Annotated in this window: 33 protein-coding genes; 28 read left to right on the top strand and 5 right to left on the bottom strand. The window is 74.8% G+C overall.

Going from position 1 to position 26276, the window contains the following annotated elements; translation table 11 throughout:
- Positions 1-269 precede the first annotated feature (269 nt).
- Positions 270-719: a hypothetical protein gene (locus ACIP60_RS32390; RefSeq protein WP_400691420.1), complete on the bottom strand. Its 450-nt coding sequence runs from the start codon at positions 717-719 to the stop codon at positions 270-272.
- Positions 720-1502: 783 nt separating this feature from the next.
- Between ACIP60_RS32390 and ACIP60_RS32385 the strand changes: the two genes are divergently transcribed.
- From ACIP60_RS32385 to ACIP60_RS32290, 20 genes are all read left to right on the top strand, one after another.
- Entirely contained in the window at positions 1503-1937 is a 435-nt protein-coding gene (locus ACIP60_RS32385) for a hypothetical protein (protein WP_400691417.1), read from the top strand.
- Entirely contained in the window at positions 1934-2158 is a 225-nt protein-coding gene (locus ACIP60_RS32380) for a hypothetical protein (RefSeq protein ID WP_400691414.1), read from the top strand. The genes ACIP60_RS32385 and ACIP60_RS32380 overlap by 4 nt, the downstream gene beginning before the upstream one ends.
- Positions 2155-2430, top strand: coding sequence for a hypothetical protein (locus ACIP60_RS32375; RefSeq protein ID WP_400691411.1), 276 nt, complete (start codon positions 2155-2157; stop codon positions 2428-2430). Before ACIP60_RS32380 ends, ACIP60_RS32375 begins: the two co-directional genes overlap by 4 nt.
- Before the next feature lie 2 nt (positions 2431-2432).
- Positions 2433-3260, top strand: a complete 828-nt coding sequence (locus tag ACIP60_RS32370; protein ID WP_400691408.1) for a hypothetical protein — start codon at positions 2433-2435, stop codon at positions 3258-3260.
- 393 nt (positions 3261-3653) lie between these two features.
- Positions 3654-4220, top strand: coding sequence for a hypothetical protein (locus ACIP60_RS32365; RefSeq protein ID WP_400691406.1), 567 nt, complete (start codon positions 3654-3656; stop codon positions 4218-4220).
- 300 nt (positions 4221-4520) lie between these two features.
- Positions 4521-5690: a hypothetical protein gene (locus ACIP60_RS32360; protein WP_400691403.1), complete on the top strand. Its 1170-nt coding sequence runs from the start codon at positions 4521-4523 to the stop codon at positions 5688-5690.
- Positions 5691-5855: 165 nt separating this feature from the next.
- Positions 5856-6227, top strand: a complete 372-nt coding sequence (locus ACIP60_RS32355; protein ID WP_400691400.1) for a hypothetical protein — start codon at positions 5856-5858, stop codon at positions 6225-6227.
- A gap of 171 nt (positions 6228-6398) precedes the next feature.
- Positions 6399-6572 carry a hypothetical protein gene (locus ACIP60_RS32350; protein WP_400691397.1) on the top strand — a complete coding sequence of 58 codons (174 nt, stop codon included), beginning with the start codon at positions 6399-6401 and terminating at the stop codon, positions 6570-6572.
- A gap of 176 nt (positions 6573-6748) precedes the next feature.
- Entirely contained in the window at positions 6749-7012 is a 264-nt protein-coding gene (locus tag ACIP60_RS32345; RefSeq protein WP_400691394.1) for a hypothetical protein, read from the top strand.
- 32 nt (positions 7013-7044) lie between these two features.
- The gene (locus ACIP60_RS32340; protein ID WP_400691392.1) at positions 7045-7260 is read left to right on the top strand and encodes a hypothetical protein; all 216 of its coding nucleotides are present in this window, start codon (positions 7045-7047) and stop codon (positions 7258-7260) included.
- A gap of 339 nt (positions 7261-7599) precedes the next feature.
- A complete protein-coding gene (locus tag ACIP60_RS32335; RefSeq protein ID WP_400691389.1) occupies positions 7600-7815 on the top strand; it encodes a hypothetical protein in 216 nt (71 codons plus the stop codon).
- A 264-nt stretch (positions 7816-8079) separates the two neighbouring features.
- Positions 8080-8496, top strand: coding sequence for a hypothetical protein (locus tag ACIP60_RS32330; RefSeq protein WP_400691386.1), 417 nt, complete (start codon positions 8080-8082; stop codon positions 8494-8496).
- Between the two features lie 110 nt (positions 8497-8606).
- A complete protein-coding gene (locus ACIP60_RS32325) occupies positions 8607-9119 on the top strand; it encodes a hypothetical protein (protein WP_400691383.1) in 513 nt (170 codons plus the stop codon).
- Between the two features lie 109 nt (positions 9120-9228).
- Positions 9229-10080 (top strand): hypothetical protein, encoded by an 852-nt coding sequence (locus ACIP60_RS32320; protein WP_400691380.1) that lies wholly within the window; start codon positions 9229-9231, stop codon positions 10078-10080.
- Between the two features lie 33 nt (positions 10081-10113).
- Complete coding sequence (locus ACIP60_RS32315) at positions 10114-10986, top strand: hypothetical protein (protein WP_400691377.1); 873 nt, start codon at positions 10114-10116, stop codon at positions 10984-10986.
- A 71-nt stretch (positions 10987-11057) separates the two neighbouring features.
- The gene (locus ACIP60_RS32310) at positions 11058-11504 is read left to right on the top strand and encodes a hypothetical protein (RefSeq protein WP_400691374.1); all 447 of its coding nucleotides are present in this window, start codon (positions 11058-11060) and stop codon (positions 11502-11504) included.
- Positions 11501-13204, top strand: coding sequence for an Eco57I restriction-modification methylase domain-containing protein (locus tag ACIP60_RS32305; RefSeq protein ID WP_400691371.1), 1704 nt, complete (start codon positions 11501-11503; stop codon positions 13202-13204). The genes ACIP60_RS32310 and ACIP60_RS32305 overlap by 4 nt, the downstream gene beginning before the upstream one ends.
- On the top strand, positions 13093-13839 hold the full coding sequence (locus ACIP60_RS32300) for a VWA domain-containing protein (protein ID WP_400691368.1): 747 nt from the start codon (positions 13093-13095) through the stop codon (positions 13837-13839). The genes ACIP60_RS32305 and ACIP60_RS32300 overlap by 112 nt, the downstream gene beginning before the upstream one ends.
- Before the next feature lie 104 nt (positions 13840-13943).
- Complete coding sequence (locus ACIP60_RS32295; RefSeq protein ID WP_400691365.1) at positions 13944-14399, top strand: hypothetical protein; 456 nt, start codon at positions 13944-13946, stop codon at positions 14397-14399.
- A gap of 302 nt (positions 14400-14701) precedes the next feature.
- Positions 14702-15325 (top strand): hypothetical protein, encoded by a 624-nt coding sequence (locus ACIP60_RS32290; protein WP_400691362.1) that lies wholly within the window; start codon positions 14702-14704, stop codon positions 15323-15325.
- 146 nt (positions 15326-15471) lie between these two features.
- Here the strand turns inward: ACIP60_RS32290 and ACIP60_RS32285 are convergent, their stop codons facing one another.
- The 3 genes from ACIP60_RS32285 to ACIP60_RS32275 form a co-directional block, all read right to left on the bottom strand.
- Positions 15472-15918, bottom strand: a complete 447-nt coding sequence (locus tag ACIP60_RS32285) for a hypothetical protein (RefSeq protein WP_400691359.1) — start codon at positions 15916-15918, stop codon at positions 15472-15474.
- 158 nt (positions 15919-16076) lie between these two features.
- Positions 16077-16433, bottom strand: a complete 357-nt coding sequence (locus ACIP60_RS32280; RefSeq protein ID WP_400691357.1) for a hypothetical protein — start codon at positions 16431-16433, stop codon at positions 16077-16079.
- A complete protein-coding gene (locus ACIP60_RS32275; RefSeq protein WP_400691354.1) occupies positions 16430-17668 on the bottom strand; it encodes a PTS transporter subunit EIIC in 1239 nt (412 codons plus the stop codon). The genes ACIP60_RS32280 and ACIP60_RS32275 overlap by 4 nt, the downstream gene beginning before the upstream one ends.
- Before the next feature lie 223 nt (positions 17669-17891).
- On the opposite strand from ACIP60_RS32275, the gene ACIP60_RS32270 reads away from it, so the two are divergent.
- The 8 genes from ACIP60_RS32270 (at position 17892) to ACIP60_RS32235 (ending at position 24344) form a co-directional block, all read left to right on the top strand.
- Positions 17892-18200, top strand: coding sequence for a hypothetical protein (locus ACIP60_RS32270; RefSeq protein ID WP_400691351.1), 309 nt, complete (start codon positions 17892-17894; stop codon positions 18198-18200).
- A 29-nt stretch (positions 18201-18229) separates the two neighbouring features.
- Positions 18230-18829: a hypothetical protein gene (locus ACIP60_RS32265; protein WP_400691349.1), complete on the top strand. Its 600-nt coding sequence runs from the start codon at positions 18230-18232 to the stop codon at positions 18827-18829.
- A gap of 297 nt (positions 18830-19126) precedes the next feature.
- Complete coding sequence (locus tag ACIP60_RS32260) at positions 19127-19459, top strand: hypothetical protein (protein WP_400691347.1); 333 nt, start codon at positions 19127-19129, stop codon at positions 19457-19459.
- A gap of 69 nt (positions 19460-19528) precedes the next feature.
- Positions 19529-19861, top strand: a complete 333-nt coding sequence (locus ACIP60_RS32255; protein ID WP_400691344.1) for a hypothetical protein — start codon at positions 19529-19531, stop codon at positions 19859-19861.
- Positions 19862-20511: 650 nt separating this feature from the next.
- Positions 20512-21111 carry an LPD29 domain-containing protein gene (locus tag ACIP60_RS32250; RefSeq protein ID WP_400691341.1) on the top strand — a complete coding sequence of 200 codons (600 nt, stop codon included), beginning with the start codon at positions 20512-20514 and terminating at the stop codon, positions 21109-21111.
- 24 nt (positions 21112-21135) lie between these two features.
- Entirely contained in the window at positions 21136-21810 is a 675-nt protein-coding gene (locus ACIP60_RS32245; RefSeq protein ID WP_400691339.1) for a hypothetical protein, read from the top strand.
- 139 nt (positions 21811-21949) lie between these two features.
- A complete protein-coding gene (locus tag ACIP60_RS32240; RefSeq protein ID WP_400691336.1) occupies positions 21950-22981 on the top strand; it encodes a hypothetical protein in 1032 nt (343 codons plus the stop codon).
- 250 nt (positions 22982-23231) lie between these two features.
- On the top strand, positions 23232-24344 hold the full coding sequence (locus ACIP60_RS32235; protein WP_400691334.1) for a nitric oxide synthase oxygenase: 1113 nt from the start codon (positions 23232-23234) through the stop codon (positions 24342-24344).
- 964 nt (positions 24345-25308) lie between these two features.
- On the opposite strand, the gene ACIP60_RS32230 is transcribed toward ACIP60_RS32235, so the two are convergent.
- Entirely contained in the window at positions 25309-26259 is a 951-nt protein-coding gene (locus ACIP60_RS32230; protein WP_400691331.1) for an N-6 DNA methylase, read from the bottom strand.
- Positions 26260-26276 lie beyond the last annotated feature (17 nt).

Raw genomic sequence — 26276 nt, 5'->3', positions numbered from 1 at the left:
AACGGACACGCGTGTACGGCTGCCGGCCCATCTGTCTCCACCGCGCAACCAGCCCGGCGCGCGACACGCAATCGGCGCTCCGCGGGCGCCGGCCCGTGTTGCACCAAGCGGCGACGCCGCACCGGGGCCCCGCGGCCCTTGAGGCCGCAGCGGCGCTGCACCGAAGCCTCCAGGCGGCCTCGGTGCAGCGGACGGCTCCTGCCGCAGCGCCGCACCGGTGCGCCCGTACGGACTCGTCGGTTTCGGTCTCCGCGTTGGCCCGGGGCGCTCTACAGGCTCAGCGGGTCCACCCCGGCGAGCTGGAAGTTGAGCCAGCCGGCGAGCAGGGCAAGGACTGCGGCGTGTCGCGGGACGTCGTACTGCTGCAGCATCCGGGCGGCAGTGCTCTCGCCGGCCAGGTGAAGACACAGGACGCTCTGGGCGAGGACGCCGAGGACGTCGTCCTGCCTGGCGCCCACCGCGACGACCGAGCCGCTGGGGAGGGCGTTGTGCAGCAACGCCTTGGAGGCGACCTCGATGGCGCCGCGCAGGGGCTCACCGCCGCGCTCCTGGCGGACCAGGGCGAGGATGTGCTCCGCCGCACTGCTGCTGTCGGCATCCGGGCCGACAGCGGCCATGGCGGCGACGCGCGGAGCAGCTCGGCGCTGATGTGGCAGGACGGCTGCGTTGCTGAGCCGAGCCTGGAGAGCGGTCACCTGCGCGGCGGTGAGAGTGGGCACGAGCCGGACGGTATCGGGTTCGTACGCGGGTGGCGCCCTGAGCAACTGGCCGGTCGAACCCGCCCGGCAAGGGGGCGGCGGCCGCCAGCCGGAGACAGGTAGAGACAGATGGCGTGCGAAACGCTCCCACCTGGGAAAACAGGCACCCCATGACACAGATGACACAGATAGACCGGGGCAAAACGGACACGCGTGTACGGCCGCCGGCCCATCTGTCTCCACCGCCCCGTGCGGCGTCACGCCGACCGATCGGCATGGGCGAACCGAGAGCAGCAGGGGTACCCGGGCGCCCGGCGGCGGCTCGCACGGGGACACCGCGGGCGCGTCCTGCGTGTACCGGCGCGGCAGCGGGCCGGGACCTCGAGGGGTAGGTCTCTGGAGATCGGCTCGCGACGCCGCAGGACGGGTCGCACAGCCGGCGCCGAGATGGTGCGGTCGTCGGCGTTCCCGCTCCGCGTTCCGCAGGCGGCAGCTCTGGAGCGGCTCGGTGTGAACGGTTCTGACGCACCGAAACCCCGGTGCCGGAGCGGGGCAGCCGGCGGTAGGATCGACGCCGCGTCCACCGCTGTGCACTGACCGGCAGGCCCACTCGACCAGTCTCCGGCGGGCGCCACGCGCCCTGTCCGGTGGACAGGCAGCCCGGCAGCACGCTCGTGTGCCCGCTGCGGCGCGACCACACTGCCCAGCCGCCGCGACGGCTCGCCCTGCGGACAGGAGCAGGGGAACAGCGCTTGCTCCAGCACTCCCGGCCGGCCTCGCCGCGGCACCATCTTGAGGATCTCTGTGACCACTGCTCCGCTCACGACCGCACAGGCCGCGGCTCTCGCCCGCGTCCTGATGGAGAAGGCATCCACCAACGCCGGCAACGCCGTCGAGTACAGCACGTCGCGGCTGGCGTCCTGGGAGCTCGACCGCACCGGCACCGCCCGCGCCTGGCAGTGCGTGGCCCTGGCGCTGGTATGGCGGGGCGTCGCCGACCGCCTGGCCGGCGGCCTCCCGGGGGACGACCGCGTCCTGGTCGAGGCCGTCCTCGCCCACCGCCGCGAGCTCGCCACCGCGCAGGTGCGCCGTGAAAGCATCCCCGCGATCTCGCCCGTCACGCTGCTGGACGAGGAGTCCCGGGCCTGGGCGCGTACCGCGTTCCTGCGCGACACCGACGAGATCGAGCCGGACCGCACACGGCGCTGGTTCGCCCCGCGGCCTGGGGCCCTGCTGTGACGCGCCCCGCATGCGCCCACGAGGAGCCCCACGCTTCCGAACCATGGCGCTGCCGCTGGTGCGGCGCCGACTTCCCCCGCTTCGTCTGCGGACCCCGCGCCGCCGACACCCTGGTCCCCCTCCACACCGACGACACCCTGTTCACCGCCGACGGCGCCCCCCTGAACAAGACCTGCACGGGGGCCTACGGACGCATCGACGAGCACGGAGAGCCCGCATGACCCCCACCGACCAGCCCCCGCCCTCCCGCCGGTGGAAGTCCGGCGACACCGTGGCCTGGGACATCCCCCACTGCGGGGCCGCCGTCGTGCGGCTCCTGGGCGTGGGCCCGGACCGCATCACCTACGAGTCCGCCGACGGCGTGGTCGAGACCGCCGAGACCACCCGCTACCACACCCTGGCGTGGGCGACCCGGAACTGGCGGGAGGCCACGGAGCAGGAGCGCGCGGACTTCGAGCTCCGGTACCGGCCCGCCCCCGAGAACTGGAACTGACCATGGCCGATCCCCTCCCGCCGGCGGCGGGCCCGGAGGTCGTCGACGCGGAACTCGTCACCGACGCCCAGTACGCGGCCGCCACCCGGTCCGAGGGGGCCCTCGCCGTCCCGGGCCGCGTGCGCGAACCCCAGGTGCGGCAGGTCGGCCGAATCCGCGCCGACATCACCGGTGCGCACGCCGACTTCCTGTTCTCCGACCGCAACCGACGCGCGCCCGAGCGCCGCCGCCTGGCCATCCTGCTGACCGGCGCCTACGGCCTGTCCGGCGTAGGCAGGGCGAGATGGCGCACCGTGACCGAGGACACCGGCATGGAGCTGACCGCCAGCGGGCACCTGCGCGGCACCAGCGAGACCTCCGAGCGCCTGGAGTGGCGCGACGGCCACCGCCGCGACGACCTGGAGGTGCGCGGCGACAGCGCAGAGCAGGTCGCCCGCTTCGCCGAGGAGCTGCCCGACGTCCTCGACCGGCTCGACGAGCTGTCCGCCGCGTGGGCCGCGATGTACCGCAGGGAGCTCGCCACCCACCGCGACTCCGAGTACTGGATGACGCCGCAGGAGCATGACGCGGCCGTCCGGCGGTGGCGCCGCGACTTCGCGGAGGCCGTCGCGCACACCCTCGCGGACGCCGCCGACGGTGTTGCCCTGGCGGCCGGGGCCGAGGAGGCCGTGGCGACCTTGCACCAGCACGCCGACGCGGCGGCGCTCGCCGCCCTGCGCGTTGTCGGCCTGCGGCCGCTGGCGTGGCCTCGCCCGGAGCGCCACCGCGCCTCTGTGTCCGGCCGCCGGCGCCCCGCCCTGCCCAGGGGATCGGCGCCGCGGACCGGCTGAGCGCCGCACCCGCCCGCGGTAGGGGGACACCACGGCCGGACGGCCTGCTCCAACCCTGCTGCGAAGCACACCCGCTGACGCCGTGAAACCCCCGCGCCCGGCCGGAAGGACGGACGATAGGATCATCCGGTAAGCCCCGGGTGGCAGTCACTGCTCTCGCACACTGGCCGGGGCAGAGCCGCTCGGCGATCGGCCCGGGGCGCCCCCTGCTACGGGGCCGGGCCGACGCCGGGCACCCCCGGGCCCAGGCGGCCATCCGTCGTCGCCCCGCACCCGCGACACCCCGCCCCGTCCGGTCGGCACACCCCGCCCCGGTGCTGTCACGTCCGACCGCACGGGTCCGCACGCCGTGCACAGCCACCCTCCGGGAGGACACCCCTGTTCACCGTCTCCTTGGCCCGACTCGACCGGCCGGGCGACCGCTTCCACCTGCCCGGCGCGCCCGAGGTCGCCTTCGAGGTCGTCCGCCGGCGCCTGATGGGCGACGGCATGGTCGAACTGCGCACCGCCCTGCTCTTCGCGGACGGCAGCGTCGACTCGGTCGAACGCCAACACCTGCTGCCGGCTGCGGCTCTCGTCGTCCCCGTTGTCCGCAGACGGTCGCTGTCCGCCGCCTGCCCGGGCTGCGGCGCCTCCGTCGTGGTCGACGACGTCGACACGGCGCAGCCCGACCACCCGACCTCGGCCCTGTGCCCGGCCTGTGCCGCTCGGACCGACCCGGCGGTCTTCGCCCGCCCCTACTGGCTGACCCGGGCCGGCCACTTGGGCGCCCTCCTGCTCGTCGACAGCCCCGGGGACGCCTGGCGGGCCCTGGCCCACCTCCGCGCCAGCCGGCCCCTGGAGCGCTGGGAGCTGTGGCTCCACCGGCCCCCGCAGCGCCTCACCCTGCTCGCCACCGCGCGCGGGGGCGCATGCCACACCACAGCGGCCTCCGCCCGGCACTCCCCCGACTCTTCCTGACAGCCTCCGGCCGCCCGACACCGGCAACGACGGGGCGCCCGCCGCACCGGATGCACCGCACGGCCCGGCCGGGTGGCCTCCGTCCTCCGCGGGCCCCGGCGGCCCGGCGACCCCGGCACCGCCGGCCCGGGCTTCTCGAACGGTTGGCGCCGCCAGGCGCAGCGGGCGGGAAGTGCCACACCACCGAACCTGTCACACCCAGAAGATAAATTATGAATGACAGGGCACGCCCGCCGCCGGGCGTGTCAGCGTCGAATCCGCGATCCACTCACCCCCACCCATCGCGCCCCGGGAGCCCAGATGACCGACCGGCACGCCCGCGCGCTCAGGAACCGGGACATCAGCGAGACCTTCGTCTCCCACCTCACGGAGCGCGAGAGCCTGCTGCGGGCCAACCACCGGTGGCTGCTGCCGATGCTCGACCGGATGTGCGCCGGGCTGCCCGTCGCCCCGGCGCACAGGAAGCCGGTGAACCTGCCGCGGCGCGCGCAGGAGGACATGATCGACATCGCCAGCCACGTCGGCATCCTCCGGATGTGGGCGCGGCGCGGGCGCGTCACCTACGACCTGCACCCCGATCTGGCCTCCGAGTTGTACCGCTCCACCTCCGACGAACTGCCGGGCAGCATCTTCGAACGCATGCCCCACATCAACCCCCTGGTGGTGCTCCCCGAGCCGTGGCCGGTGCAGTACAAGGACGTCCGGGGCCAGGTCCGCGGGTTCTACGTCTTCGGCTTCAACGACGAGCCCACCCAGGCGACCTTCACGGACGAGGAGGTCGACGGCCTGGGCCTGCTGTTCGTCATCGACCTCCTGGACCCCCAGACCTGGGAGGTCCACAGCCAGACCTACATGCGCATGAACATCCCCACCGGCCGGAAGCGCTTCACCGTCCAGGAGGCCGCCGACTTCGCCGCCGACCGGGCCGAGGCGGTGTGGGGGCGCCAGCGCGACCCCGATGCCGTCCTCGGCCTGTTCGAGGAGGTCCTGCGCCCCGCGCTGTCGGTCCTGGTCTACCTGTGCTGCGACAACCGCGACCTGGCCGAGCCGCCCGTCGCCGCGCCCGTGCGCAAGCGGCGGCGGCCGGTCCGGGAGCGCGACCCGTTCTTCGTCGAGGTCGGCTGGCGCATCGGCCCGAAGCTGCACGCGGCCCGGCGAGCCGCCGGGCGGGTGCGGGACGGCGACGGTCTCCCCTCGGGCGTCCAGCACGCGCCCCACCAGAAGAGCGGCCACTTCAGGCGGTTCCGGATCGGCAAGGGCCGCACCGGCTCCACCATCCGCTGGGTGATGCCGTACTGGGTCCGCCTCGACCTCCTGCCCGAGGACACCGACCCCATCACCACGGTGGTCCCGGTCGAGACGCAGCGGCGCGACCCGCTGCGGCGCCGCGGCCTGGGAGCCCCCCGCCGCGGTGCCCGGCGTCCTTCGCGCAGCGCCCACCGGGACGCCGGTGTCACGACCGGGAAGTGAACCACGCACCTGCTGCCGGGCGCGTGGTTCCCTCCCGCCGCCACCAGCCCCGCCTCGCTCCACTGTGCCGCGGGGGGAGAGGGCCCTCACCCCTCGCGGCCGGCGCTGTTCACGGACCGCGCCCCAGCGCATCCACTCGATTCCGACACCACCCGAGAGGCTCCTGTGTCCTACGAACTCCACCCCACCGTCGCCCGCCTCGTCAGCGCCCAGCGCGTGAAGGGGCTGCCCTCGAGCATCGCCCCCTCCGACGGTCGCGGCCTGCAGATCCACATCCCGGGCCCGAACCGCACCTACGCCCTCGTCGGCTGCGACGTGGACCTGCCCGCCGCCGACGAGACCCCGGACGCGGTCCACGCCCAGCTCCACCGCGAGGACGGCGAGTTCCTCGCGCTCGTCTACCACGCGTGCACCTCGCCCGCCTGCGCCGTCTCGGCGCCCGGCTGCACCCGCGCCGGGGGCGGCCTGGACCTGGTGGAGCACGCCGGCCCCCTGGCCGACGCGCTCGCCGAGGCGCTCGTGAGCGCCGCCCGCTAACGTGCGCACCCGTCTCCGCCCCGGTGCCGCCGCCTGCAGTCCGCCCGACGCCCCGGGCCAGAAGCCGGCCGGACAGTTCGCCGGTGTGGAGCACACGTTCGCCGCGGCCATGCGGGGCGCAACGGCGGCCGGCCGCGCCGCCATCCGCACTTCAACTTCCGGAAGCAGCTCTTGCCCAGCCCCTGCAGCACCTCCACCGCTGTCGACGAGGACCTCGGCTGCGCCGAATGCGCGGCCCCCGTCGACGGCACCTGGCCCTACGGCTCCGACATCTGCGGCCGCTGCTGGGCCGCCGCGGAGGAGGAGCTCGCCGAGGAAGAGGCCGCCGCGTGCTCGGGGCCGTAAGCGGCCCGCACCCCCGGGGACACCGGCCGCGCCGGCTGTCCGGCAGGGCTTCGGGCGGCACCAGGAGCGGAACTGTCGCACCCAAAAGATAAATTATGTTCACCCGCAGTCGTCGCCTGCCATCCTTCACCGGGCCCGACGACCGCCATCCCGTCCCCGCCCCTGAGGAGCACACCTTGGCCGAGGAGACCATCGCCTACGTCGTGATGCGCAACGAGCACCCCGTCACGGTCTGCCTCTCCGGCGCCGACGCGGCGAAGCGCAGCGCGATCGCCGCCGACACGGAGTACACGCCGCCCGACCGGCTGGCGCAGACCGAGCACCGCTGGGACGAGTCCCAGGGGCCCGAGGGGGACATGGTGCTCCAGGTACGCAGCCAGTCCTCCGGCCGCTGGGTGAAGACCGGCTACCGCATCGCCCCGACGCCCCTCGCCGACTGACCATCCGATCCGCACCCGAAGAGGGGAAACCCGTGCTCCACAACCCGTACCTGCGCGCCGTCCTGCGCGGAGTGGTCGGCAGCGCTATCGCGCTGCTCCTCGCCCGGCTCGCCCGCGCCGCCTTCTCCCCTGCGGTGGCCACCCTCATCGCCGTTCTCGCCCTCGGCGCGGCGATGGCGACGCTGGTCGCCGTCACCATCGCCGAGGGGCGCCGGCAAGCCGAAGCGGACTCCGCCCGGGAGGACTAGCCCCGCCGCTCCGACGCCACGCGGGCGCCACTTCGCCACCCGGGCCCCGCCGGCGCCGGGGTCCCACCAGCCCGCCGGGGGCCGGGCGCCGGGGCACCTCGGCGGGGACACCGCCGCGCCGCCATGTCCGCGACCGCCCAGGACACGGACTCCACCCCGCGCCGGATGACCGCGAAGAAGCCGCTGTCACACCCAAAAGATAAATTATGAACTACGCGGCCGCCGTCCGCCGCTTCTTCGCCGAGCCCTGCGGCCCGCCGGTCGGCGCCCCCGTTCTGCGAAAAGCCCGGCATCCTCGCCGGCTGATCACCTGATCCGAACCCGAAAAGAGGGAACCCGATGTTCCGCAACCTGTACCTGCGCGCCCTCCTGCGCGGCATAGTCGGCAGCGTCGTCGTGCTGGTGCTCTCCCGGCTCACCCACGCCGTCCTCTCCCCTGCGGCGGCCACCCTCGTCGACATCCTCGTCCTCATCGCGGCGGTGGCGGTGCAGGTCGTCGCAACCATCGCCGACGGGCGCCGGAGGGACGAAGTGGACTCCGCCCGGGAGGACTGACCCGGCGGGCCCTCGCCGCGGCTCGCCCCACAGGGGCCGCTTCGCCACCCGGGACTTTCCCGGCACCGAACCTGGGCTGCACCGTCCGCCGGGTGGTGCAGCCCAGGTCCGCCCCGGCCGCGGGCGCTGCCGCATCGCCACAGCTGCACACGCTCCGGAGAGCGGACCCCGCGCCGGGTGACCACAAAAGGCCACTGTCACACCCAATAGATAAATTATGAACATGTGGCAGCCGACCCCGCCTGCCGGATTCCTGGAGGACCCATGCCCGCCATGCCCATCAGCTTCACCCTCGTGACAGCCTCCGGGACGGACAGCCCGGCGGACCGGCGCGAGATCGGCCCGCTCGGCCTCGCGTCCATGCGCCAGTCCATGACCGAATTCGGCATGCTCGTCGGCCGCGTGCCGCTGCGCTGGCCCGGCGACGGCGAGCCGCGCAGCCTGTTCGACGGCGAGGACGGCGAGGCGCACGGCATCCCGGACCGGAAGCTGGCCGGGGCCGAGCAGCTCATCACCGCGGCGCAGATCGCCGCCGCCCTGGCCTCGTACGACGCCAAGCCCGCCGCCGTGCGGGCCGAGTCCGAGGACGCGGAGGTCCACCCCTCGTGGCAGCCCTGGATCGCCCTGCTGCGCCGCGCGGCGCAGCAGGGCGGCCTCCGCTTCCGGGACACCCGCCTCTGAGCGCCCGAGCAGGGCCGCAACCCGGCGCCCTGCCACCCCGGCAACCCGCATCTCGCATCTCGCATCTCGCATCTCGCATCTCGCATCTCGCATCTCGCAAGGAGGATCCCGTGGGAGCAGCCGACTTCACCGCCTACCAGGACGGCACCGACGTCGACCAGGCGTTCCGGGATGCTGTCGACGCGGCCCGCTGCGAGTACGGCAGCCGCAGCTACACGGGCACCATCGCAGAGAAGGACGACTACCAGGTCGTCACCGACACGCCCCTGACCATGGAGGCCGCCGAGGACTTGGCCGGCCGAATCATGTCCGCGGCCGACCACCCGTCACGCGACAAGCGCGGGCCCGCCTGCGCCATCCCCGTCCTGACCGACCGGCGCAGCGTCACCGTGATCGTCCCGTTCACACCGCAGGGCTACAAGACGCTGGAGGAGGCCGCGCTGGCCATTCTCACCGGCGACGGAGGACTGCTCCCGGGCGAGACGATCGGGTACTGCATCACCGGCCGCTACCAGCCCTGCCCTCAAAACGGCCGGATCCGCTCCGGCCGACTCAACGTCCCCCTCCAGGGCAGCCCGCTGGAGCACCGCGGCTGGCTGTTCTTCGGGACGGCCCCCTACTGACCGCCGCCCGCTCCGGCTGACCGCCGCCCGCTCCGGCTGACCTCTCCTGCGCCGCCGCGGTTGTCCCGGAGCCGCCCGTCTGCACGCCGCTGCCGATCATGGAGCATCTGTGACCGTCTTCCTCCCGCAGCCCTCCTACGGCTCGTCCGGCCCCGACGGCCGGGGCTGGAACCGCTTGAACCTGGGCGCGCACTTCGAAGTCCGCCACCAGTGCGGCCTGCTGCCCGTCCGCTTCACGACCTTGTGGGAATCCATGACAGGACGGCAGCGCTGGGGCGGGTACGAGCGCTGCACCGACCCCGTCCCGGGCGACTGCACCGGTTGCCCCGTCCAGCGGCGCCACCTCGAGCCCTTCGCTGATGCCTGGCCCGCCGGGCACCCCGCCCTGCTGGCGCGAATCCGCCCGCTGCCGCCCACCCCCGGCGCGACGTTCGCCGACCCCGCCGCCGGGCGCAGCACCGTCGACCTGACCTCCTGGCTCGGGCGGAACACCGTCGCGAACACCGGCTGGGTCTCCTTGCGCAACACCCCCGGCCTGCGGGTCGGCTGGTCCTGGCGCGACGAGGAGGGCGAGGCGTTCTGGACCGCGCGGGACAACCCGGCCGCCGCCACCGCGGCGGTGCGCAGCAAGGCGTACGAGGGCCACACCCGGCATGCCCTGTACGCCGCACCCGGCGCACCCCGCCTCGCGCTCGTGACCTGCCACGGCGGCTGCGCGCACGACGGCCTGGGGAACCTGGCCGCCGACCTCGCCGCCGCCCGTGCGCACGAGTGCGCCGCCGGCGCCCGGGAGCTGCCCGAGCAGCTGCGCGGGGTCCGCGATGTGTGCCTGGAGGCGCAGGGCGCCTCCGTGGTGGTCCACCGCGCGGGCACGTCCAGCCGCATCACCGTCGCCTCCCCCGCGGGACCGCCTGCCGCAGCGGTTCTCGCCCACGCCGTGCGCCTGGGCGCGGCCGCCTGAACCCGTCCACCCCCTGACCACCGAGGAGCCCCGATGGCCTCCCACACCGCCGCCCGCACACCGGGTCCTGCGTTCTTGCAGATCACCTCCACCGGTGTGCACGTCCACGACCTGGCCTGGTTCGAGGAGCACTGGTCCCGCGAGTCGAGCTGGGGCCGGGCCCGCACCTGGCAGCTCGGAACGCTGCTGCTGCTGCTGGCCGACGGCTCGGTGCACCCCGAGCCGTTCACCGTCCGCGGCGGCACGGTCCTGTACAGCGCGCACGCCGACGGGCGGCGCTTCGAGTACCGCAGCGCGGAGCTGGTCGCCGCGTCCGCCGCCCTGCCCTTCGCGTACTGGCAGGCCAACCCCCGCGAGGGCGAGGACCCCGTCGAGGACCCCGAGACGGCCGCCCTGCCCGAGGCCCTCGCGCGCCCCGGCACCGCGCTGTGCGGGGCCCGCGCCGTGCAGTCGGGCACCTCCTTGGCCTGCCGACGCTCCCTGGCGCACACCACCCCGGTGCACAGCGATCCGGACCACGACGCCCACTGGCTCGAGGGTGCGCCCGTACGTGGCAGGCTCCGCAGGGTGTCCGCCGAGGACCTGTCGCGCCGCCTCTGGGATGCCAGCTGCGCCCAGAGCCCCACCGGGCGAGCCGAGGGCTTCACCACGGCACAGCCCGGCCCGCTCCATGTCCTGGTCCGCCACCGGACGAGCTCCGCGTGGGCAGCGCACTACGCCGAGGCCGACACGCAGGAGCGCGACTTCATGGACGCCATCTGCGAGAAGTCCCTGAGGACGTACACGCAGGTGCTGGTCAACCTCGGCTACAGCGTCGACGCGATCCGCTGCGCTCCCCAGGACGGCACGACCAGCGGCGCGCCGGTGCCCCATCTCGTCGTGACCCACGCCGCATGGGCCCGCTGACGCTCCCTCGGACTGGGGAGCGCCACGCCCCGACACCACCCGTGACAACCCTGCCAGGAGATACCCGCTCCATGACTGCCGACCGACCGACCCTCGCCTACCTCGCCCCGTCGGACCCCGCCCGCCCCCAGCCCGGGCGGGCCAACGACGAGGAAGCCGACCGCTCCGAAGAAGCGGTCCTGACCGCCTACCTCTTCCACCTGGCGGCCCGGGGACACCGCGTCCTGCGGCACCGTGTCGTCACCGAACCGGCCCTGGCGTCGAGCGACCTCTACGACGCGACCGCCGGCGAGCTGGTGATGGCCTGCCGCCGCTTCCACCAGGCACTCGTCACCGCGAGCGGGGTGATCGCCGACTGCGCGCGGCTCTTCCCGCCCGGTCGCTGCGCGCTGCTGTTCACCGCCGAACCGGGCCCGGCCTCGCTCGAACTCCTGTCCCACCACGGCATCGTCGCGATCTGGCCTGCGGGCCGGTCATTCGAGCGCGCGAACCCGGGGGCCGCGGGAGAGCGCGGATGAACCACCAAGGCACCCGGTCGCCGACGCACGGGCCTGAGTCCGAGCCCGGACGGCACCGGCGCGAGACGCCCGGCCAGCACGGCCATGCCGGCCTGCCCGCCCTGGCGGCGAACGCCGCCCAGCGCCTGGCGGACCGCCTCACCCCCGCTGTCGGCGCGCGGGCGGCGGTGTCGTGGGTGCACGCCGGCGCCGTCCTCGCCTGGGCTGCAGGCACCGGCCTGTTCGACGCCGGCATCGCCCCCGCCGCCACAGCCGCGGGCACGCTCCGCGCCCTCGACCGCCTGGCCGCCGCGCACCCCGCGCTGGCCGGCTTCGCCGACCCGGCCGTGTGCGCGCTGAGGGAGCAACCGATCGGCAACGCGGACACCGCGGACATCACCGCGCTGTGGAGCGCCCACCCGCTCGAGGACCCCGACCACCGGCCGCACGGCTACCTGCTCGGCAACGCCTACCAGGCGCTGTCGGCCGAGGCGCGGCGCGAGCGCGCCCTGGCGCAGACCCCGCGCTTCGTCACCTCCCTGCTGCTCGACCTCGCCTTCGATCCGGCCGCCGAGGAGTTCGGCATCCGCGGCCTGAGGATGGTCGACCCGTCGTGCGGGACGGGGCACATCCTCGTCGAGACGCTGATCCGTGCGTGGACGTGGCGGCCCCGGGGCCGCAGCAACCACGCTCCGCGCGGCATCGAGGCGGCGCTGGAGGCGGTCCACGGCGTCGATCTCGACCCGTACGCGGCGCTCCTGGCCCGGCTGCGCCTGACGGTGATGGCCTCCGCGATCGGTCGCGCCGACGGGGGCCACCGGGGCGGGCCGCGGTTCCTGCCCGCGGCAGCGGCGGTGAACGTGGCCGATGCCGACGCGCTGCTGGACGCCGGTGAGCCGCTGCTGCAGCGCGGCCGCTACCACGTCGTCGTCGGCAACCCGCCCTACATCACGCCCAAGGACCCGGCTGTCCGCGCCGCCGTCCGCGCCGCCTGGCCTCAGGTGTGTCACGGCAAGTACGCGCTGTCGCTGCCGTTCCACCAACTGTCCACCGCCCTGCTGGTGCCCGGCGGCTGGTGCGCGCAGCTGACCGCGAACTCGTTCATGAAGCGCGAGTTCGGGCGGCCGTTCGTCGAACAGGTACTTGCCCGGCAGGACCTTCAGTGGGTCGTCGACACCAGCGGGGCCTACCTGCCCGGACACGGCACCCCGACCGTCATTTTGGTGCATCGCCACCGCGAGCCGGTCGGCGACCGCGTCACCACGGTGCGCGGCATCAACGGCGAGCCCTCCCTTCCCGCCGACCCCTCGCAGGGACAGGTGTGGCGCGCCATCGTCGAGCAGGTCGACACGCTCCTCGCCCACCGGCGCCTGGCCGCTGCGCTCGAGCGCGCCAACCTCGCGGCCCCGCAGGGCCCTTGCGCCGACGGGCAGAACGGATCCGGGCGCGGCGGGCGGTCGCCGCCGGCGCGGCGGGCGCCTTTCCCCCACCGGCCTCGGACAGGGGCGCGTCGTCATGCGGCGCGCGTGCGCTGTCCACAGGCGGGCGGGCCCACCGTGTATCCGGCAGCCCGCCGGCTGCCTCGCCCTCCGACGATCGGATCGACCTCATGTTCAAGAAGTTCTTCACCTCCGCCGCCCCCGCGGCCGGCCCTGCCGCTCCTGCGGCCGCCCCTGCCGGGTCGGCGTCCGTCTCGCTGCGCAAGGACATCGTCACGCTGACCAAGTCGGCGCAGGAGAGCCTGGCCTCGAACGACCTGGCCGGCCAGCGCGCCGCGGTGTACCTGGTGCTGGACCGCTCCGGCTCCATGAGCCGCCACTACCGCAACGGCACCATGCAGTACCTGGGCGAGCAGGCCCTGGGGCTGTCGCGCGCCCTGGACGACGACGGCCGGGTGCCGGTGGTGTTCTTCTCCACCGGGCTCGACGGCACCACCGTCCTGGACCTGGACAACTACGCCGGCCGGATCGACACCGCCCACCGGCAGCTGGGCGCCATGGGCCGCACCAACTACACCCGGGCCATCCGCGCCGTCATCGAGCACTACCGCGAATCCGGCGCCACCGACCCGGCCTTCGTCCTCTTCCAGACCGACGGGAGCCCCGACGACAGGCGGGAGACCGAGCAGATGCTGATCGCCGCGAAGGAGCTCCCGATGTTCTGGAGCTTCGTCGGCTTCGGCGACAACATCGGCTTCCTGCAGACCATCGACGACCTGCCGGGCATCGTCGACAACACCGGCTTCTTCCACGTCCCCGACCCGCTCCACCTGGACGACGAGGCTCTCTACACCGGCGTCACCGCCCAGTTCCGCACGTACCTGGTCGCCGCGCGCGCGGCCGGCATCCTGCGCTGAGCGGGGCGGGACCACCCGGGGCGGCGCGTCGCAGGCGCCCCCGGGCGGTCCCGCTGTCCGGGGGCCAAGCTACGGTGCCCGGTGGCGACAAGGAGGGCGAGACCGTGAGCGGATCCGATGCGGTGCGGGGGCGGGTGTACGCGGCCCGGTACATCTGCCCGGTGTGCGAGGGCCGGCCGTCGGAGGTCGGATGCCTGCACTGCCACGGGCAGGGCATCACCAGCGACGTCGGCGGCTGGGACCCCGAGGAGCTGACCGAACTGCCCCGGCCTGCCGGGGTGATGAAGAGCGCCTGCGGGGACTGCGCGGCCCGCGAGGGGAGCCCGGAGGACGAGAGCGGGGACACCAACCGCTTCGACCCGACCCGCCCGTTCCACTGCCACTGGGCCGGCATGGTCGAGATCGAGGGCCGCCACGTCCCGATCGCGCAGATGCCCGACGGCACGCCGGTGGGCGCGCTGGTGTGCGCGGGCTGGTGGGACCGGCTCACCGGCCAGGACCGCCCACTGGCCTCCTACCGGGAGCCCCGGCGGCACACCGCGGAAGGGTCCGGCCGGTAAGCGGCGACGCTCAGCGCGCTCCGGCCGGCCTGTGCGCTCGCTGCTCGATCGGCCGGGCAGCAGCGGTCCGCCCGATCGGGTGACGTGCGGCGGTTCCCGCCGTGCGCCGGGGCCGGCGGCGCTAAGGTCGGCTCTGCGGTCGACGAGTCGGCCGCGGGCCCCGATGGCCCTGCCCGTGCGCTGCTGCATCCCGGCTCGGCAGCGCGGCAGAAACCCGGCGCACGGGAACGGATGTCGCCTCTTCCTCTTCGTGTTCTCGACGCCCGGAGAGCGGTGGCCGGGGCCCCTCCGTGGAGCCGACCATGAGCACTGATTTCCGCCGCGTGAGGGACCTCGCCGTCCGCTGCGGCTGCTCGTACCAGCAGTTCCTCGCCCTGTACCGCGCCGCCGAGGGAGCCGCTGCGCCACTGGCAGGGATCTTCGCCTGGGCCGAGCGCCACTTCGCCGCCCGGCTCGCTGCCCGGGCCCGCGAGGACCTCGCCCGCCGTCCGCTGCACGCCCTGGCGCGAACGGCCCTGGCACGACAGCGCCCTGCGTGCGCGCGGCGGCCGTTCGGCGTCCGCATCCACCCGCAGGTGGAGGCGGACATCCGCGCCCGGATGTCCGCGGACCGCAGCGCCCGGACCAGGACGGTGGTGGGCGACTACGTGGAGACCGCGCTCGTCCTCACGCGGACCGGCCGCCGAGCTGTGGCCGACCTGCACGCCTGGTGGCTGCAGACCCGTCCCACGGATGCGTCCGCCAGCCGGCAGACGACCGTGCACCTCAGTGCGCAGGCTGTCGGCACCCTGCGGTGCATGACCGGCAACGCGCCAAGCCCGGCGGCCGCCAGGCAGCTCGTCAGCGCGGCCACCGCCCTCTTCCTCGCCGAGCTCGCCGAGGACGGCCCGCAGCTCGTGGCCGGGCGCGCCGATGGTACGCCCTGACCTCGGACCCGCCCGGGCCGGCGTGCTCGTCGGGACGTGGTTGCAGCCGGCCCGCGGGGGCCGGCTCTTCACGCGTGTCCCGTCAACGGCCGTGGGCCGGGGCGGGACCGGGCTCGGCGCTTGCGAGGGGTAGCCGGCGGGGACTGTCAGGTGCCTGCGGTCCAGGGGGTGTCGACCTCGGCTTCGCCCACCTGCGCGGGATCGGCCGGCAGGGCGCCGAATCCGAGGGGCCGGACGATCGCGGCCAGCCGGGGGTAGAGCGTGGCGGCGACCGCCCTGGCGGCCTCGGCGTCCGGTTCGTGCGCCTGGCTCTCCATGTCCTCGAAGAGGCCGGCCAGCAGCTCTGCCAGCAGCGGGCCGGCCAGGCGCACCCTGACCCGGCCCTCGCCGGCGGGGGCCGGGACCACTGCGGCGAGGGCGCTGTCCGCATGGTGCCGGGCCACCAGGTGCTGCCAGGTGTGCGGGCGCAGCAGCAGGTCCAGGCCGGCCATGCGCGCCGCGTGCTCGAAGACGGTACGGGCGTCGTTCCTGCGGTCGGCACGCTGTCTGCGCGCCGTCTCCTGGCGTCGGCGCGCCGGTGTGAACAGGCCCACGGTGTTCCTCCTTCGTCTGCCGCGGCGGTGGCCGCGGCAGATCATCCTCCCGTACCGGCGAACGGCTGGAGCGGCACGGTGCGGGCGGCGCGGGCGTGGCGGTGGCCGCGGTGTCCCGCCCGGCCCTCTCCAGGGAGGGGCCGGGCGGGGCGGGGTGTTCAGCGGTGGCTGCGGCCTCGGCCCGGGCGGCGGGACCAGGCGCCGAGCAGGGTGTGCGGCGGGAGGGTGACGATGCGCAGGGCGGCCGGCAGCGCGGCGTGGAAGCGGGCCAGGGCGCCGCGCGACAGGTGCGCCGGCGCTCTGTGCGCGGCGTCGACGAGGGCGGCCGGCGCGCCGTACAGGGCGTTGACCGGGCCGCTCCAGCGCAGGACCAGGATCTGCGCATCCGTGGCGTCGGTGGTCTGGGGGACACCGTGGTGGGGCCGGTACCAGCGGGGCTGCGGGTCGAGGACGATGACGGGGAAGATCGCGCCGAAGCCGTAGTGGGCGGCTTGGACGTGGGGGTGGCTGGTCACGGGGCCGGGTCTCCTTCGGGGCGGCGGGGCTGCGGTTCCTCGGTGGCCGGTGCGGGGTTGTCGTGGGCCCCGGGGTGGCGGCCTGGGGTGCGCAGGTCGAAGCGGGTGATCGCGAAGCGGAAGAGGGTGTAGTAGGCGGCGGCGTAGAGCGCGCCCAGCGGGAGCAGGAGCAGGGGCCGGTGGGCGATGGGGTAGTTGAGGGCCCAGTCCAGGGCGCCGGCGCTGAAGACGAAGCCGGCGTGGATGTCCAGCGCGTTGGCGAGGGCAAGGCTGGAGGCGGTCAGCAGGGCGTGCGCGACGTAGAGCGGGAAAGCAGTGAACGCGAAGGCCAGCTCGATCGGCTCGGTGACACCGGTCAGTGCGGACATGGCGGCGGCAGGCAGCAGCAGTTGGGCGGTGCGGCGGCGCTGGGCGGGATGGGCGCTGCGCCACATGGCCAGGGCCGCGGCGGGCAGGCCGGCCATCGCGATGGGGAAGAACCCGGACATGAAGGTCCCGGCGCGGGGGTCGTGGCGCTGGAAGAAGCAGGGGATGTCGCCGTGGATGCCGGCGCCGCAGTCGCCGGCGACGAACCAGAGTGTGGCGCTGGGGACTTGGTGCAGGCCGAGGGGCAGCAGCAGGCGGTTGGCGAGGCCGAAGGCGGCGCCGCCGGCGACGGAGTGGCGGGCGAGGGCGGCCGCGGTGCGGGCCAGGACGTCCTCGACGGCGGGCCAGGCCGCGCCCATCAGCACGCCGGCGGCGGCCGCGGTGAGCGCGACCGCGGCGAAGACGAGGACCTGGGGGGTTCGGGGCCGGCGGCGCAGCAGGGCGAGAACGCCGAGGGCGAGGAGGGCTGCGGCGATGCCGGCGAGTGCGCCGTAGGGCCAGCGGGCGGGCGCGGTGGCGGGGGCGTCGGCGTGGGGGTTGAGGGCAAGGACGGTGCGGGCGAGGACGAGGTAGGAGACCAGGCAGGCGAGGACGGGCGTGGCGCGGTCCTCGGTACGGGTGGGGACGCCGAGGGCGATGCCGACGGCGAACAGCAGGGGGAGCTGGTCGAGGACTGCCGCGCCGGCCGCCGACAGCACCTGGGCGGTGGTGTGCGCGGCGGTGAAGCGGCCGAGGAGGTCGTCTTGGCCCAGGCGCAGCATCAGGCCGGCGGCGGGCAGGGCTGCGATCGGCAGGGCGAGGCCGGCGCCCAGGCGGCGTAGGGCCGAGAGGGCAGACGCGGGGGGTCGCAGGCGTGCGAGCGCGGGCACGGGGGCTCCTGGGCGGTGGAGGGAGGGGTTGGGTGATCGTGCGGGTCGGGGCCTGTGGACAGGGCCGGTCCGTGAGACCCGGGTGCTGCGACGGCGGAGTGCGCGTGGAAGTACGCAGACCCTCCCCGACAAGCAGAAGAACCAGATTTGCAAAAAACACCCCCAGACAACTAAAATATTCACATCGGGGCGGGCGTCGCCCCGCTTCACCGAGGAGCCCACCGTGCCGAGCCGGAATCCGAACGCGCTGCTCTACCAGTCCGTCCGGGGCTACCTGGCGCGGCGCGGCTTCCCCCTCTCGCAGATGAGCACCGGCCGCCGAAGCGGCCAGCGCTGGACCGAGGGCGTCACGGTGCGCACCACCTGGCTCAGCGGCGTCATCGTCGACTTCCACGAGAACCACGCCCACCGGGGCGATGGCTCCCACCGCAGGGAGCAGATCGCGAAGGTGCGCGCGGCCTTGGAGAAGCACTACGTCGTCACCGACCACGGCGGCTTCGGCGAGCTGAGCGTCACCGCCCGCCTGCGCTGACCTTTCCCGCCGACCCCTGAGGAGCAGCCATGATCCCCGCCGCGTACGACGACCTCACTCCCGCCGCCGAGCCGGTCGACGGCTCGCCCTGGGCCGGCGTCAGCGCCACCGGGCCGGACTCGGCCAGCGGCACCGTCCGCGCCGTCTACCGGGTGGACGGCATGGACGTGGCGCTGCTGTCGGACGAGCGCAGCGGAGCGTTCCACGCCGTGGCGGTGGACCTCCTGTCGACCGACCGGGCCCCGGCGGCCTTCCCCGGCTACGAGGAGCTGCAGCGGGAGTTCTCCCAGGTCGAGGAGATGGTGTTCGACTCCGAGGGCACGCAGGGGGTGGATCGCTACCGTGAGCTGTCCGCGCTGCTGACGCCGTTCAACCGGGCCAGGGCCCACCTGCACACCGCTCTGATCGAGCGGGCCGAGGAAGGGGACGCCGTCGCCTACCCGCTCCACAACTTCTCCGGCACCGTGGTGGACCCCGACTCCCGGCCCAACGGCGTCCGCCGCACCGCCATGCTGATCCGCCTGGACGCGCGCCACCTGGCCGACGACCCGGACCTGCGCAAGCAGCACCCCGGCGGCCTCATCGAGGTCAGCACGGGCCTCCTGTGGCCGCTGCCCGCCCTGTCCTGAACGGTACGGGCACCGCACAGGAGCGCTGCGGACAGCGCCGCTGCCCCGGGGCAGCGCGCCCGTCCACGACCTGAAGCCCGCGAGCCGCTGCCCGGGCCCCGGCTCCGCCCGGACAGCGGCGGGGCGGCACAGCCCCGGCAACTGCGCCGCAGGCGCCCGCGCACCACGGCGGTCCGCGCTCACGCCGATCCGGATCCCGGCCTGCGAGGACCCGCCCGCCGTGAACGGCGGGCCCGACCAGCAAGGAGCAGCACCCTGCCCACCTCCCCGACCCCGCCCCGTCTGCCGCAGCGCCCGGTGCGCAGGGAACCGGTCCCGGTCATCCACGCCGAGCCGGCCCAAGCCGCAGCCGCCGCCAGGGCGGCGCTCGGTGAACTCGAAGCGGCCGCCGCCGGCGACGACCTGTCCGTGCACCTGCAGATCCTGCACCACCCCGGCGGGCCGGGCACCGAGTCCATCGCCTTCCGCCTGGGCGCCGTCCTCGAGGCCGTCACCGGCCACCTCGCCGGCCGCCCCGAGGACATGCACCCCGACGCCATCGGCTACCTCGACCACGCCGTCGCGGCACTGGCCGATGACGTCGCAGGAGAAGACGGCATCGAGCGCGCCCTGACCTTCCACACCGCGTGACCCCCGCGCACCGCCCGGGAACACCACCGACTCCCCGCCGCTGCCCGGCGGCCCTGCCCCAGGAGCCCCTTGGACACTGAACTCGACCTCGACATCGGGGCCGGCACGCCGCTGACTCCCGAAGACCGAGCGGCTGCGCAGCGGCTGGTCGACCTGGCGCTCCGGCTGGAGATCGAGGACGACCATCTCGACGAAGACGTACACGCCGCCGCTTCCACCTACGCCTCCGACGCCTGCAACAGCCGGGGTGTCGCCGACCTGCCTCTCGGCGACGACCTCCACGAGGAAGGCGGCCGCCAGGCCGCCGAGGTCAACAACGGCGGCCTCCACGCCCAGATCGCCTACCTGGTCGGGCAGTTCGACCCGGACGAGGTCGAGAGGATGATCCGCCAGAGCGCCTGACAACCGAAGACCCCGGCGGGCGCACCGGCGCCGCCCGGCAGCGGCCGGGGAGCAGCCCAGCGACCACCCCGCGGCCGCAGACCCGCGGCGCGGAAGCCGGAGCCGTGCGGGCGTCCCGCTCCTGACGCGCCCGCCACACCGACCCACGGAGGGACCCATGAAGTCGTGCCGCCACTGCGCAGGCAGCGATCTGCGCCCGTACGAGGCCGTCGAACCGCCGCCGAGGGGCCAGCGCCCCGTGATCACGATCGGCTTCCTGTGCCGGAGGTGCCGCTTCTTCCTTCCCAGCGGCCAGACCAAGCCGTTGCCCGGTCACGGCCCGCGCGCGGGCACCGGCGACAGGAAGTGACCTCCCCGGCCTCCCCGCCAGCGCCGACGGGAGGCCGGGCGCGGCATCCGACCGAGCCGGGCCGGCGGCCGACCGAGCCGGGCCCGCCGCGTCGACGGCGCGTGCTCCGCTCCTCCTGGGCAGCGGCCTCCGACACTGCGGCCGGCGCACAGGAGCGGGCGCACGCGCCGTCGACGTGCGGTCATTGCCTTACGCGACCGCCCGGCTCCTGCACAGCGCAAAGAAGGTTGACATAAACACCCTCGTACAGCTAAAGTATTCATAGCGGGTCGGTCCCGCGCCCACCATCCGGGAGGCCCACATGTCGCAGCAGCTCGTCACCGCCGCGGACGTCACCAGCGATGCGTACATGGCGCTGCGGCTGGTCCCGGGCGCCATGGTCGACTACCGCGGCTCGCTGGCCGGCGACCCGGAGACCGGCAGCGGCCCCTTCACCGTCCAGCCGTGCGAGTGCCGCCCGTGCTTCGCCCGGGTGCTCCTCGGCCACCGGGCCAACCGCTACGACCTGTACGCCCTCGACGGCCGCCACGCCGCCACGCACGTCCGGCACACCTCCGTCGTCCCGGTCCCCAGCGAGCGCGAGCTCGACGGGGCCGGCGTGTGGATTCCCACCTCCAAGGTGGCGCTGCACCTGCGCCGCATGCTGCGCGCCGCCTTCCCCGGGCAGAAGTTCTCCGTCCGCACCGGCCGCCGCGACCGCAAGGGCCTGGCGTACGCCGAGATCACCGTGGTGTGGGAGGACGGTCCGAGCGAGACCGCCGTGGCCACCGTCGCCGCGCCGCTGCTGGCCACCTACGGCACCCCCGACCACTGCCGTCCGCAGTGGATCGCCGTCCGCTCCGAGGGCCGCACCTACTGCGGCATGCCCAACCTGCACGCCGTCCACCTCGACCGCCGCTGACCCCCGGCAGAAACGGAACCGACCATGAGCACCGCCGTCAGCGTCGACTTCGACACCGTGTCCGCCCTCACCGCCCTGCTGGAGGCGCTCCACCCCGGTGACGCCTCCCCGCTGTCCCCGCAGGCCGCCCCGGGTGCCCGCCGGGCCCTGACCGCCCTGATCGCCGCCCAGGAGGACCGGCCGCCGCACGAGCTCACCTGGGCCGAGATGTCCGCCGACGACCTGCACGCGCTGGTCGAGGAGCTCCACCGCGACGGCCGCACCCCGCTCACCTGGCGCAGCCCCGCCGCCGCCCACCGGGCGTTCGACGACCTCCTGGAGGCGCACCGCAAGGCGCGGCCGACCGCACCCGCGCATCCGCTCCCGCAGGGCGGGAACCGGCGGAGCCCGGCGGTCTTCGCCATCGACCCGCCGGAGTGCGGCTGCACCGACTGCGGCAACGGAACGTCGGTGCCGCTGAACGCCGCCACCGACGCCCAGGTCGCCCAGCTGCTGCTGGGCCACCTGGCCAACAACACCTCGCAGCAGTTCCTCGTGCGCGTCACCACCACGCTCCCGGACTCCGACGACGCCACGTTCGCCACCGTCGCCGAGACCCGGATCGAAGCCACTACCGCCCACACCGGCTGGGAGCGCGCCTGGGACCTCACCGCGCACCTGCACGTGAGCCAGTCCTTCGTCCTGACCCGGCGCGTCTGAACGCTCTACCGTCCGCGTTCCACGACCGCCCCCCGGCAGCCAAACTATTACGATGGGGCCGGGGGTGCCGGCCCGGCGGGTGCGTAGGCGCTGCACGCCCGACCCGCCTTGGCCCGCCTCACCGATGGAGCGCCCGATCATGAAGGACCTCGACGACGTCGTCACGGCGTTCCGTGCCCTGCCCCCGCGCGTCACCCGCGACCAGATCGCGGCCGCCACCGGCCGCACCGCCGACTCGGTGCGCGTGAACTGGAGCAGCGCCCCCGGCTTCCCGCCCGCGCTCGACGACGGAACCCGCGACCGGGACGCCGTCCTGGCCTGGTACCGCGAGCAGGCCTTCGCCGACCCCGGGCACAGGGGCGTACCGAAGACCTACGCCAGAGTCGGCGAGGTGCGGCCGTTCGCGGTCCTGCTGACCCCGGGCCAGATCGCCCAGCTCCTGCACCTGGCCGACTCGCGCGGCATCGCCTACTACTACTCCCGCTACGTGCCCCAGAGCGGCGAGATGGCCTTCCCCTCCGCCGACGAGCGGGGCCTGCGGCCGTGGCCGGCCGTTCGGGAGTGGCTGCTGACGCGCAGGGTCTCCCTCCGGGGTGAGCACCGGCCCCTCCCCCTGCCTCCCGGCGCGGACGCGCGGTGGCTGTCGGCCGAGACCGGCCTCGACGAGGACACCTCCCGGGCCGTCCTGGAGGCGACCACGGGCACGCGCCTGGGCCGAGGCCCCCTCGCCGAGCTGCTCGGCACGACCCCCGAGAAGATCAAGTACTACGCCAAGACGTACGGCCCCGACAGCGCCGACCCCTTCCCCGCGCCGGACGAGCGTCGCACCCGCAGCGTCGCGGACACCCGCGCCTGGCTGGCGCGCAACACCGGCAAGAGCCCGGCAGCCGTGCTCGCGGACCTCGCCGACTGCCCCCGCCTGGTCACGAACGCCGACCTCGCCGAATCCGCCCGGGTGTCCGCCAGGACGGTACGCGAGTGGTCCAAGCTGCCCGGCTTCCCGCCCCTCGTCCGCGACGGGCACCAACGCGGGCACGAGCGTGACCAGTTGCTGCTGTGGCTGTGCGAGCACCTGGGCAAGAGCACCGAGGAGCGCGCCGCCCTGCGGGCCCTGCTCCCCGAACACCTCCAGGACAGCGGCACGCCGAGCGCGCCGGGCACCGGCGCCTGACCGGCCGCCGGACAGCGGCCGGCCCCGGCCGGTTGCGCCCTGCCGGGGCCGGTGAGCACCGCACGAACTGTGCGAATGGAACCGGCTCACCATACGAACGCCCTCTGACAACGCCAGGCCCCCTCCCGTCCTCGGGAGGGGGCCTGGCGTGCTTCCCGAGCAGGCCGGACGCCGTGTCCACAGGCCCGCAGCGGCACGCTGGCCGCGCCCGGGAGCCCCCGGTCGAGCCCCGCCGCGGTCTGGAGGACCCGTGCCCGTTCCCGCTCCGCACACCCCGCAGCCGGCACAGCTGCCCGCACAGGCCGAGCTGTTCGTCCGCCAGTTCCACGACGAGCAGCCGGCCGCGGGTGACCCCGCGGCGCGGCTGCGGCAGGTGCTGGGGGAGATCGAACGGACGGGAACCTACCGTCACACGCCCGCGGAGCTGGCGTTCGGAGCGCGGGTGGCGTGGCGCAACGCGGCGCGCTGCATCGGGCGGCTGTACTGGCGCAGCCTGGTGGTGCGGGACCTTCGGCACGTCGAGGAGCCCGCGCAGGTGGCACGGGAGTGCTTCGCGCACCTGCGGGCGGCAACCAACCGCGGACGGATCCGGCCGGCGGTGACGGTGTTCGCCCCCGACCGGCCGGGCCGGCCGGGGCCGCAGATCGTCAACGCGCAGCTGGTGCGCTACGCCGGCTACCCGGCACCGGGAGGCGGGTGGACGGGGGACCCGGCGGGCGCCGAACTGGCCGGGCAGGCGCGCGGGCTGGGGTGGCCAGGCGGTGGGGGCCGGTTCGATGTGCTGCCGCTGATGGTGCAACGGCAGCCCGGTGATGCGCCGCGCCTGTTCGAGGTGCCGGCGGACGCGGTCCTCGAAGTGGAGCTGCGGCATCCGCAGTTCGGCTGGTTCGCCGAGCTGGGGCTGCGCTGGTACGCGGTGCCGGCGATCAGCGACATGGCGCTGGAGATCGGCGGGGTCCGTTACCCGGCGGCGCCGTTCAACGGCTGGTACATGGGCACGGAGATCGGTGCACGGAACCTGGCTGACGCCGGCCGCTACAACATGCTCGGCGAGGTCGCCCGGCGGATGGGCCTGGACATGTCGTCAGCGGGCACGCTGTGGCAGGACCGGGCGGTGCTCGAGGTCAACATCGCGGTCCTGCACTCCTTCCGGGCGGCCGGGGTCACGATGTCCGACCACCACGGCGAGTCGCAGCGCTTCCTCGCACACGTCGCCCGGGAGGCGCGGGCCGGGCGTCCCACACCGGCGGACTGGAGCTGGATCGTCCCCCCGCTCTCCGCTGCACTGACCCCGGTGTACCACCGCTACTACGACCCGGTGGACCCCGGCCAGCGGCCGGCGTTCGTGGCCCGCGGCCGGTGAGCCGTGCGGGCCTGCCCGCCGGCCGGGGCGGGCGAAGGCGCCGCACCGGCCGGTTCCGGCGGCGCAGGCCGACGGCGTCTCGGTCGAGCAGCGTCCCCCGAGGGGTGGCGTGTTGTCGACCGCGCTGCAGGGAGAACGTCTTGCGGGCCCGGCCGGCGCCTGCACGGCTGGGGTGCGGCGCGGGCGGGGGCGCGAGGTCACGGCCGGGTGGGCGGCCCGGGCCGGAGCGGTCGGCGGGGCCGGGCAGGCCGAGGAGTTCGAAGACCTTGCGGAGCCGGTCCAGTTGCTCGGGAGTCGGCCGGGAGCTGCGGCGGACCTCTCGCTTGCGCAGGACCGGAATGTCGAGCCTGATCCCGAGCGGCCGGCCGTCGTCGTCGCGCTGGAGCCGGTAGTGGGCGAGGTCGACGAACCAGGCGTCGAAGTCGTCCGCGGCCTGGCCGGCGCGCAGGTGCTGGTCGACGCTGGGAAGGATGACGGGGCACCTGCAGGTCGGATCCGCGCAGGGGCGGCCTGCGGGGTGCGTGTCCGTCACCGGGGTGGAGCGGTAGGTGTCCGCGGTGCCGTTGAGCATCGGGCAGTGCCGGACGGCGTACTGCCGGCAGACCGGGTGCAGGGCGGGTTCGACGGTGTAGCCGTGGCTCTCGTCCGACGGGCGGACGAGGAGGTAGAACCGTCCGTCGAGTCCCCTGCCGCAGATCTGGCACAGCCGGCCCTCCAGGGCCTGTTCGACCTTGCGGGGGTCGAGGGCGCCGAACATGGCGCGTCCGCCGTGCTCGAAGGAGACGAAGGGGACGACCAGGCCGCCGCGGCGCGGCCGGTGCGCGCAGATGCGCGGGACGGGCGCGGGGCCCGTATCGGGGTTCGTCGCGGAGTTCCTCATCGTGGGTGCGGAGGGTAGGGGCGGATGCGCGCCGGCTCGTCCGGTGCGCATCCGCCGACCCGGCTTCGGGCAGGTCCCGCCGGGTCATCGGGCGGGTGCGGGGTTCTCAAGGGTGCGCAGGACAGCGAGTTGGCCGGCGATCGTGCGGGCTGCCGTGCACACCGCGCCGTGGTGGCCGTCGAGCCCGGGCGGGCGGGCGGCGTCCTGCGCGCGGGTGCTGCGCTCTTGAAGGGAGTCGGCGCACACGACGGTTGCCTGCGGGCCCAGGTCCCACAGCAGGGTGTTGACGGCGGCTGCGGCCGCCGCGATCGGGTCCTTCTCCTGCAGGTGCCAGCGCCACCGGTGCGGGTCGACGCCGTTCTCGCGCAGGTGCTGGGCGAGTGGGCGGAGCATCCCGCCGGTGCCGCAGGCGAGGTCGGCGACCTCGCCCGCGGCAGGAGGGTTGTGGCCCAGGCGCATGCGGGCGGTGAGGTCGGCGATGTGCGGCGGGATGTGGAACTCTGCGAGCCTGGAGCGGTCCCCGCCGTGGCGCAGGGCGGTGATGGCCCAGGACAGCGGGTCGGCGCGGGAACGGAGGCAGGGGTCGGCCTCGCCGGCGACGGTGAAAATCCCGTGCCGGATCGCGGCCTGCGCGACGTCTCGCACGGCGCGCAGTGTGGCGCCGTTGTGCGCCTCGTCGGCCCACCCCAGCAGGGGGTGCGCGGTGTCGATCAGGTCGGGGCGCCGCATCCAGTGCCAGGCGGCGATCTGGCCGGCGGTGGCCGGCCAGCGCGCGGCGTCCTGCCGGCTGACGAAGTCGGCGAGCGTCGGGGCGTGGACGGCGCCCAGGGTGCGGATCGGCCACAGGGCGAGGACGGCGACCACGCCGGTGGGGATGTCGATACGACCTGCTCCGTGGCGGCCCAGCCAGGCGTCGGCGACGGCCCCACCGAACCGGGGGCCGTCGAACGCCGCGGCGGACGGAGCGGGGGCGGGCAGCGCCGGGTGGGGGACACCACGGGCTGCGCCGGTGGGATGTGCAGGGTGCGCGGGCATGCGGATCGGGTGGCGCC

The sequence above is a fragment of the Kitasatospora sp. NPDC088783 genome, from assembly GCF_044750705.1.
Lineage (GTDB): Bacteria > Actinomycetota > Actinomycetes > Streptomycetales > Streptomycetaceae > Kitasatospora > Kitasatospora fiedleri.
This window is presented reverse-complemented; position numbering and strand designations above follow the sequence as displayed.

Bases quoted from the DNA above. Each gene is read 5' to 3' on its own strand.
- ACIP60_RS32375 (WP_400691411.1), top strand. From the start codon at position 2,155: ATGACCCCCACCGACCAGCCCCCGCCCTCCCGCCGGTGGAAGTCCGGC.
- ACIP60_RS32370 (WP_400691408.1), top strand. From the start codon at position 2,433: ATGGCCGATCCCCTCCCGCCGGCGGCGGGCCCGGAGGTCGTCGACGCG.
- ACIP60_RS32360 (WP_400691403.1), top strand. From the start codon at position 4,521: ATGACCGACCGGCACGCCCGCGCGCTCAGGAACCGGGACATCAGCGAG.
- ACIP60_RS32335 (WP_400691389.1), top strand. From the start codon at position 7,600: ATGTTCCGCAACCTGTACCTGCGCGCCCTCCTGCGCGGCATAGTCGGC.
- ACIP60_RS32330 (WP_400691386.1), top strand. From the start codon at position 8,080: ATGCCCGCCATGCCCATCAGCTTCACCCTCGTGACAGCCTCCGGGACG.
- ACIP60_RS32315 (WP_400691377.1), top strand. From the start codon at position 10,114: ATGGCCTCCCACACCGCCGCCCGCACACCGGGTCCTGCGTTCTTGCAG.
- ACIP60_RS32310 (WP_400691374.1), top strand. From the start codon at position 11,058: ATGACTGCCGACCGACCGACCCTCGCCTACCTCGCCCCGTCGGACCCC.
- ACIP60_RS32305 (WP_400691371.1), top strand. From the start codon at position 11,501: ATGAACCACCAAGGCACCCGGTCGCCGACGCACGGGCCTGAGTCCGAG.
- ACIP60_RS32300 (WP_400691368.1), top strand. From the start codon at position 13,093: ATGTTCAAGAAGTTCTTCACCTCCGCCGCCCCCGCGGCCGGCCCTGCC.
- ACIP60_RS32290 (WP_400691362.1), top strand. From the start codon at position 14,702: ATGAGCACTGATTTCCGCCGCGTGAGGGACCTCGCCGTCCGCTGCGGC.
- ACIP60_RS32265 (WP_400691349.1), top strand. From the start codon at position 18,230: ATGATCCCCGCCGCGTACGACGACCTCACTCCCGCCGCCGAGCCGGTC.
- ACIP60_RS32250 (WP_400691341.1), top strand. From the start codon at position 20,512: ATGTCGCAGCAGCTCGTCACCGCCGCGGACGTCACCAGCGATGCGTAC.
- ACIP60_RS32245 (WP_400691339.1), top strand. From the start codon at position 21,136: ATGAGCACCGCCGTCAGCGTCGACTTCGACACCGTGTCCGCCCTCACC.
- ACIP60_RS32240 (WP_400691336.1), top strand. From the start codon at position 21,950: ATGAAGGACCTCGACGACGTCGTCACGGCGTTCCGTGCCCTGCCCCCG.
- ACIP60_RS32230 (WP_400691331.1), bottom strand. From the start codon at position 26,259: ATGCCCGCGCACCCTGCACATCCCACCGGCGCAGCCCGTGGTGTCCCC.